Consider the following 7,847-nt stretch of genomic DNA (forward strand, 5'->3'; position numbering starts at 1 on the left):
TGAGTTGTGGGCAATTCTGCTGGTTTCCGGCCCGGCGCGCGCGGATCCGCCCTACAGCTGCGGTGTTGGAACGCCCTCGGGCGGCGGACCCTCCCGCAGCGGGCGGATCAGGACCTCCTGGGCCACCGACGCCACGAGGGCGCCGGAACGCTCGTGGATCACCCCCCGGACCATCCCCCGGGCGCCGTGGTTGGCGAGGGCGTGGAGGTCGTAGAGCAGCCACTGGTCGGCCCGGACGGGCCGGTGGAACCAGACGGCATGGTCGAGGCTGGCCGGCATCATGGCGTCCCACGTCGTTCCCGGCCGCGGCGGCCGGGCCGCCATCACCACACCGAGGTCGGACATGAAGGTGAGGGCGCACGCGTGCATCAGCGGATCCGCCCCGACGTCCCGGGCCCGCAGCCACACCCGCCGGGTCGAGCGGTAGGTGCCGTCGGGCTCGGGCGGCGTCGGACCGACCTCGCGCAGCTCCAGATGGGAGAGGGCGCCGGAGCCCGAGAAGGGCCAGCCGGGTGGATCGAGGTCCTCCGGCGCGGGCACGTCGGCCGCCATCGGCAGCTCGTACTCCGGTCCGGGCTCGTCGCGGTGGAACGACGCCGAGAGGGTGAAGATGACCTCTCCGTCCTGGCGGGAGTCGACCCGGCGGGTGGTAAAGGAGCGCCCGTCGCGCGTGCGGTCGACGCCGTGCTCGATGGGGACACCGGGCCGGCCGGGGCGGACGAAGTAGGCGTGCAGCGAGTGGGGGGCGTGGTCGGGACGCACGGTGCGGGTGGCGGCGCGCAGGGCCTGGGCGGCCACCAGCCCTCCGAACACCCGCCCGCCCGGCCAGTCCCCGGGGTTGGGACCGACGAAGAGGTCGGTGTCCTCCTCGGCGAGTCCGAGGATGCGGTCGAACACGCGTCAGCCGCCGTCCACGCCGGCGATGACGAAGCGCCGGCACCGCGCGCACCACGCCGCCAGGCTGGCGTCGGGATCGGCGGGGTGGACGATGGCCCCGCAGCCCTCGCAGCGGTAGATGACCGCGGACCTCGTTTCGTCGGCTGGGCTCAACGCGACCTCGTGCTCGCAAGGGCGCCACATCTTTCCCGAGGCCGGTGGGGGCGTCGAATCGGCGCGAGAGACTGTCCCCCGTGAGATTGGAACCGGTGGCCCGCGCCGACGACCCGCGTCTGGCGGACTACGTGGCGCTGCGGGACCCGGTCCTGCGCCGGGCGCGGGAAACCGCTGCAGGTCTGTTCATCGCCGAGGGGACCCTCGTCGTCGAGCGCCTCCTGCACTCCCGCTATCCGGTCCGGTCCGTCCTCGTAACGGGGCGGGGGCTGCGGGTCCTCGGTCCGCTCCTCGAAGACCGCGACGTGACCGTGCACCTCGTCGAGCCCGCGGTGGCGCAACAGCTGACGGGCTACGACGTGCACCGCGGCGTGCTGGCGGCGGGCCAGCGTCTCGAGCTTCCTGACGCCGACGACGTGCTGGCCGCCACGACGACGGTCCTGGTGCTCGAGGACCTGACCGACCAGGTGAACCTCGGAGCGGTGTTCCGCAATGCCGCCGCCCTCGGGGCCGACGCCGTCCTCCTCTCGCCGCGCTGCTGCGATCCGCTCTACCGCCGCTCGGTGCGCGTGTCGATGGGCGCCGTCCTGACGGTCCCGCACGCCTACCTGCAGCCCTGGCCGGAGGCGCTGGGCGCCCTCGGCGGACTTGGCTTCTCCCTGGCGGCGATGACGCCCGAGCCGGGGGCGCGCCTGCTGGAAGCGGCGGCGCCCGGGCTGGTCGGAGATGGCGCCGGCCGGGTGGCGCTCGTGCTCGGGTCCGAGGGGCCGGGGTTGTCCGCCGCCGCCCGGGCGGCCTGCGACCATCACCTACGGGTCGGCATGGACGCGGGAATCGACTCGCTCAACGTGGCGACGGCGGCGGCCGTGGCCCTGCACTGTGTCCGCTCGGCCCGGCTCAGCCGTTACGGGGCAGATCCTTGAAGGCAACGGTGCGGTCGTTGCTCGGCTCCTTCGGCAGCCCGAGCACGCGCTCGCCGATGATGTTGTGCTGGACCTCGTCGGTCCCGCCGTAGATCGAGGGACCCTGGGTGAACAGAGCCATCTCGGTGACGAAGGCCGCGGCCGGGTTGCCGGTCAGCTTCTCGAGCTCGGGCCGCTGGGCGGGGTCGTAGGCGTGCAGGGTGCCCACCGGGCCGAGGATCTGCAGGCCGAGGTCCCGGGACAGCCGCAGGATCCGGCTCATCGAGAGCTTGGCGATGTTGCCGACCCCGGGGATGTCCTGGCCGGTCTCGCGCAGCGCCCGCTGCCGGAGGTTGGTGAACCGGGCGATCTCGTTCAGGGTGTGCAGGCGCATGAGGTCCTGGCGGACGACCGGGTCCGACGCCTTGCCGCTCTGGCGGGCCAGGTCGACGAGCAGGGACCCGGCGGCGCCGAACATGCCCGGGTTGCTGCCGTTCCCGCCCCGCCGCCCCCCGCCGGCGCGCACGAAGTCACCGGCGCGCTGGTCGAGGTTCCCGGCCACCGTGCCCGGGTTGGCCAGCCCGCCTGCCGCCGAGCCACCGCCGGCCCCGAGGCCGGCCCGTTCGAAGGCGAGGGTGGTGTTGGCCACCGCCCAGCCGTTGTTGAGCCCGCCGATCAGGGCGTCGTGGCTGACCCGGGCCTCGTTTATGAAGACCTCGTTGAACATGGCCCGGCCGGTCATCTCGCGCAGGGGCCGCACCTCGACGCCGGGCTGGTGCATGTCCAGGGCGAAGTACGAGATCCCCTGGTGCTTGGGCACGTCCGTATCGGTTCGGGCCAGCAGCATCCCGAGGTCGGCGATCTGGCCGCCCGACGTCCAGACCTTCTGCCCCGTCACGACCCACTCGTCCCCGTCCCGGACGGCCCGGGTCTGGAGCCCGGCCAGGTCCGATCCCGCCCCCGGCTCGGAGAACAGCTGGCACCACGCCCGCCGCCCGGTGACGATGTCGCTCAGGTACAGCCGCTTCTGATCGTCGCTGCCGTGGGTGGCGATCGTCGGGCCGGCCAGCAAGAGGCCCAGACCGCCCGGGGCACCCAGCGCCCCGAACCGGGCGATGGCCCCCTGGACCGCCACGGCCTCCTGGCGCGACAGGCCCTTGCCGAACCACTCCTCGGGCCAGGTCGGAGCCGCCCAGCCCGAGTTGCCCAGGCGGTCCCACCACTCCCCGACGGTCAGGTCGGGGTCCCAGTTCTCCTCCAGCCAGGCGGTCACCTCGGAGGTGACGCCCCGGTCCGTGCGCGCCGCAGTGTCGGTCATGTCTTCCCCCGGATCGGTTCCAACCCCGATCCAGTGCAGCCGAAACTTGACCGGGCGGTCAAGTTGGGCGGGAAGGGAGTCAGGCGACGGTGATCCCCAGCTCCTCGAGCAGGGGCCGGCTCCACGCCAACCGCCCGGTCAGGGTCTCGGGGTCCCCGGTGCAGAGGACGTAGGACGCCTCGACCATGTAGTCGACCTTCTCGTGGCGCTCGACGGGGGTCCTGCGGTCCAGGCCGTGGTGGACGACTCCGGGGGTCAGGACCAGTCCCGACGGCGAGAGGCTGTTCACCGCCACGCCCTTGCCGTGCACCTCGCCCGCCAGACCGGTCGTGAACCGCTCGAGGGCCGCCTTGCACATGCCGTACACGGTCCCGCCCGGGATGAACCGGGTGTAGGGCGGCCCCGTGGGGTGGACCGAGGCGCCCGACGAGATGTTGAGGATCCAGCCCCGGCCCCGTGCGACCATCTCGGGCAGGACCAGCTGGGCCAGCTCGAAGGGGGCCCGCACCTGCACCTCGAACATCAGCCGCCAGTGACCCTCGTCGAACCCCGACACCGGCTCGAAGTAGGTGATGGCGGCGTTGTTGACGAGGACGTCGATCGGGCCCAGCTGCTCCCGGACGGTCTCCACCAGCCGCTGCCGGTCGTCGGCCCGGGCCAGATCGGCCACCACGGCCACGGCGGCGTGGCCGGCGGCCCGGATGTCCCGCACCGTCGAGCCCACGCTTCCGGCCAGCGGATGGTCCCCGTCCTCCGGCGTGCGCGCCGTGACCGCGACGGCCGCCCCGTCGGCCGCGAAACGGCGGGCCACCGCCGCTCCGATCCCCCGGCTGGCGCCGGTGACCAGCACGACCTTCCCCTCCAGGTTCCCCATGACCCGAACCTATCGTGGGAGCCGGAATCGACGCCCCGCAGCGGACCGCGCCCGGCCATGCGCGGGGAGTGGCCGCTCGTCGGTTAGAATCGCCACGAGGTCCCACGTGTCAGTGGGCTTCGGGGGTGGCCTGCCTCGCCACCCGCTTTGGAACCGTGGTGCGGATCCGCCGGTCGTCGGCCCCGCGCCGACTACCGATCGGATGACAGCTTGACCACGTTCAAAGACCTCGGTGTGTCCGAGAAGATCGTCGCCGCGCTCGGCCAGGGGGGCGTCGTGCGCCCCTTCCCCGTGCAGGCCCTCACCATCCCCGACGCCCTCGCCGGCCGCGACGTGTGCGGCAAGGCTCAGACCGGGTCCGGCAAGACCCTGGCCTTCGGGATCCCCCTCGTGCAGCGCACGAGGGGCGGGGCCCCCGGCGGACGCCCCCGGGCGCTGGTCCTGGTGCCCACCCGGGAGCTGGCCGCCCAGGTGCACCGGGTGCTGGCCCCCCTGGGCGACGCCACCGGGCTGCGCACCACGGTGGCGTACGGCGGCACTCCCATCCGGACCCAGACCGCGCCCCTGGTGGCCGGGGCGGAGATCCTCACCGCCACCCCCGGGCGGCTCATCGACCTGGTCGACAGCGGCACGGTGGACCTCGGCGACGTGGTGGTGGCGGTGATCGACGAGGCCGACCGCATGGCGGACATGGGCTTCCTGCCCCAGGTCGAGTGGCTGCTGCGCCGGATGCCGGGACGGCAGCAGACCATGCTCTTCTCCGCCACCCTCGACGGGGACGTCTCGTGGCTCGTCCGGCAGTACCTGGCCGATCCCGTGCACCACGAGGTGGCCGAGCCCGAGCCCACCGTCGAGTCGATGCAGCACCGCTTCCTGGCCGTGCACCAGATGGACAAGGCGCGGGTGGCGGCGGCCATCATCGCCGGGGCCGAGCGCTCCATCGTGTTCTCGTCGACCAAGCGGGGCGCCGACCGGGCGGCACGGGACCTGGCCGCCCTGGGGGTGAAGGTGGCGGCCCTCCACGGGGACCTGCGCCAGGAGGCGCGCGAGAAGGCGCTCAAGGCGTTCACCACCGGGCGCATCCCGGCGCTGGTGGCCACCGACGTGGCCGCCCGGGGCATCGACGTCGAGGGCATCGACGTGGTGATCCACTACGACCCGGCCACCGACTCCAAGGAGTACCTGCACCGGTCGGGGCGCACGGCCCGCGCCGGGGCGTCGGGCACCGCCGTCAGCCTGCTCCTCTGGAACCAGCACGTGACCGCCGAGCGCATCTGCCGCCAGCTCGGCATTGCCGAGGCGGTGGTCGAGGTGTTCAGCAACGACTCCCGGCTCGGGGACCTGGCGGCGTTCGCCCCTACGGCCGATCTCCGTGGGGCATGAGGTCGGACTGACCCCACTGGCCCAGGGAGTTGAGCTGCACGTGGTCCCCGGTGGCCTCGACGATGCGCCCCCCGCCCACGTACATGGCGGTGTGGTACACGCTGGTCCAGTCGGTCTGGCTCGATCCCCAGAACACCAGGTCCCCCGCCACCAGGTTGGAGTAGTCGATGGCCTCGCCTGCCGTGTGGTACTGGTCGTTGGCCACCCGGGCGAAGCGGATCCCCGCCGCCGCCGTCCACGACGCCAGCGCCAACCCTGAGCAGTCGTAGCCGACGGGCCCGTTGCCGCCCCAGATGTAGGGCTTGCCCAGCTGGTGGAAGGCGAACAGCACGGCCCGGTCCCCCGGGGTGGCCCCGTTGAACATCAGGGCCTGGGCCGGGGCGGCCCCCGAAGCGTCGCCGTATCCGAAGCTGGTCCCGTTCTGCAGGACGAGCCAGTAGCCGCCGCCGTCGTGCGACGCCACGATCCGCTCCGGCGGCTCCGGCGACGGGCTGCCGCCGAGCGAGCCGGCGTAGGTGGCGGTGCCGAAGGCGAACACCCCGCCGTCGGCAGCCATCAGCCAGTACCCGGCGCCGTCGGGCGTGGCCGCCATCGACACGATCGGCTGGGCCAAACGGAGGGCGCCGGTGGACCCGTGGAAGGTGGCGTCCCCGAAGCTGAAGATCCCGCCGTCGCGGGCGACGAGCCAGTAGCCGGCGCCATCGGCGCTGGGGGTGAGCCCGACGATGGGCTGGGCCAGGTGCAGGGCGCCGGTGGAGCCGTGGAAGGCGGCGTCACCGAAGCTGAACACCCCGCCGTCGCTGGCCACCAGCCAGTAGCCGGCCCCGTCCGGCGTCGGGGTGAGCCCGACGATCGGCCGGGTGAGGTGGAGGGCGCCGGTCGAGCCGAAGAAGCGGGCGTCCCCGTAGGTCATGACCCCGCCGTCGGCGCCGACCAGCCAGTAGCCCTTGTTGTCCCGGGTGGCGGCGATGTCGACGATCGGGCTGGCGAGCGGGACGCTCCCCGCCGATCCGTAGGAGCCGGCCCGGCCGAAGGCCCAGACGTTGCCGTCCGAGCCGGCCAGCCAGAAGCTGGCCGCCGTGCCGCTGTCGGCCCGGGCCGGGCGGGCGGTTATCACGCTGCCGAGGGTCGCCACGAGAGTGGCGGTCAGTATCAGGGGCGCGACGAGCACCCATCTCCGCCGGGTCATCCCGCGGTATCGGTGGCCCGTTTCGGGGCCCTTAGGGAAATGGCCCGTCCGTAGGCCCCGCCGCCCGGCGGGTGGACGGACTAGTCCCGGAACACCGGCTTGCGCTTCTCCCGCCGGGCCTGGATGGCCTCCTCGAAGTTGCGCGTGGTCAGGCGCACGTACAGCTGGGCGTGGCCCTCGTGGTCCATGTGGGCGTGGAGGCTGGAGGCGTCCAGGCTCGACCACAGGAGGCGCTTGGTCACCTCGATGCCGGGCCGGCTCCAGCCGATGATGCGCTCGGCCATCTCGTAGCAGGCGTCGAGCAGCCCTTCCTGGTCGACGACCCGGGAGACGAGCCCGATGCGCTCGGCCTCGGCGGCGTCGACGTCGCGCCCGGTGAGCATGATCTCCGAGGCGCGCGACGAGCCGATGGCGCGGGGCAGGAGGTAGCTGAGCCCCAGCTCGCACGCGGTGAGCCCGTTGTTGATCCCGGCGGCCCGGAAGTAGGCGCCCGGCCCGGCCATGCGGATGTCGGCGGCCAGGCTCAAGCAGAAGCCCCCGCCGATGGCGGCCCCGTTGACCGCGGCGATCACCGGCTGGTGCATGCGGCGCATGGTGAGGATGGCGTCGTCGAGCAGCTCGAGGGCGCGCCGGGCAATCGACGACTGGGTGAGGCCGCTGATCCGGGGCACCGTGCCCGAGTCCTCGAGGTCGGCGCCGGAGCAGAACCCGTGCCCGGCTCCGGTCACCACCGCGACCCGCACGTCGTTGTCCCAGCTCACCTCCTCGAGGGCCTCGCGGAAAGGGATCATCACGTCGAAGGCCATCGCGTTCATCCGCTCGGGGCGGTTGAGGGTGATCAGGGCCACTCCGGGTCGCGGGTGGTCGATGAGGACGAAGGACATCGGTGCTCCTCGGCTCGTACGGCCCCCGGACACTACGGGAGCGTCCCGGTAGCGGTGCCGTAGTGTCGGCGGCCATGGACATCAAGCTCGGGCTGCGCCTGGATCTCTACCGGGCCGCCAGAGTGGAGGTCCCGCTCGACCTGGTGCGCCGGGCCGAGGAGCTGGGCTTCCACTCCGTGTGGACCGCCGAGGCCTACGGGACGGACGCCCTGTCCCCGTTGGCGTATCTGGCCGCCCTGACCGACCG

8 protein-coding genes are annotated in these 7,847 nt (G+C 73.1%); 2 read left to right on the forward strand and 6 right to left on the reverse strand.

From position 1 onward, the window contains the following. Positions 1-51: 51 nt before the first annotated feature. Together VFW24_18175 and VFW24_18180 are read right to left on the reverse strand one after the other, a co-directional pair. Positions 52-897 (reverse strand): acyl-CoA thioesterase domain-containing protein, encoded by an 846-nt coding sequence (locus tag VFW24_18175; GenBank protein HEX5268698.1) that lies wholly within the window; start codon positions 895-897, stop codon positions 52-54. A gap of 3 nt (positions 898-900) precedes the next feature. Continuing rightward, positions 901-1,050 (reverse strand): hypothetical protein, encoded by a 150-nt coding sequence (locus tag VFW24_18180; GenBank protein HEX5268699.1) that lies wholly within the window; start codon positions 1,048-1,050, stop codon positions 901-903. 80 nt (positions 1,051-1,130) lie between these two features. Here VFW24_18180 and VFW24_18185 point away from each other — a divergent pair, with 80 nt between their 5' ends. Continuing rightward, positions 1,131-1,973: an RNA methyltransferase gene (locus tag VFW24_18185; protein ID HEX5268700.1), complete on the forward strand. Its 843-nt coding sequence runs from the start codon at positions 1,131-1,133 to the stop codon at positions 1,971-1,973. Here VFW24_18185 and VFW24_18190 read toward each other — a convergent pair. Beyond that, positions 1,948-3,270 (reverse strand): acyl-CoA dehydrogenase family protein, encoded by a 1,323-nt coding sequence (locus VFW24_18190; protein ID HEX5268701.1) that lies wholly within the window; start codon positions 3,268-3,270, stop codon positions 1,948-1,950. The two genes, VFW24_18185 and VFW24_18190, sit on opposite strands and share 26 nt — an antisense overlap. A gap of 79 nt (positions 3,271-3,349) precedes the next feature. Further along, entirely contained in the window at positions 3,350-4,144 is a 795-nt protein-coding gene (locus VFW24_18195; GenBank protein ID HEX5268702.1) for an SDR family NAD(P)-dependent oxidoreductase, read from the reverse strand. A gap of 210 nt (positions 4,145-4,354) precedes the next feature. Between VFW24_18195 and VFW24_18200 the strand changes: the two genes are divergently transcribed. Further along, positions 4,355-5,527 (forward strand): DEAD/DEAH box helicase, encoded by a 1,173-nt coding sequence (locus VFW24_18200; protein HEX5268703.1) that lies wholly within the window; start codon positions 4,355-4,357, stop codon positions 5,525-5,527. Here the strand turns inward: VFW24_18200 and VFW24_18205 are convergent. Beyond that, positions 5,502-6,716 carry an NlpC/P60 family protein gene (locus VFW24_18205; GenBank protein HEX5268704.1) on the reverse strand — a complete coding sequence of 405 codons (1,215 nt, stop codon included), beginning with the start codon at positions 6,714-6,716 and terminating at the stop codon, positions 5,502-5,504. The two genes, VFW24_18200 and VFW24_18205, sit on opposite strands and share 26 nt — an antisense overlap. 80 nt (positions 6,717-6,796) lie before the next feature. Further along, the gene (locus VFW24_18210; GenBank protein ID HEX5268705.1) at positions 6,797-7,600 is read right to left on the reverse strand and encodes an enoyl-CoA hydratase; all 804 of its coding nucleotides are present in this window, start codon (positions 7,598-7,600) and stop codon (positions 6,797-6,799) included. Positions 7,601-7,847: the final 247 nt, after the last annotated feature.

The organism is Acidimicrobiales bacterium, assembly GCA_036273495.1.
Classification (GTDB): Bacteria; Actinomycetota; Acidimicrobiia; order Acidimicrobiales; family JAJPHE01; genus DASSEU01.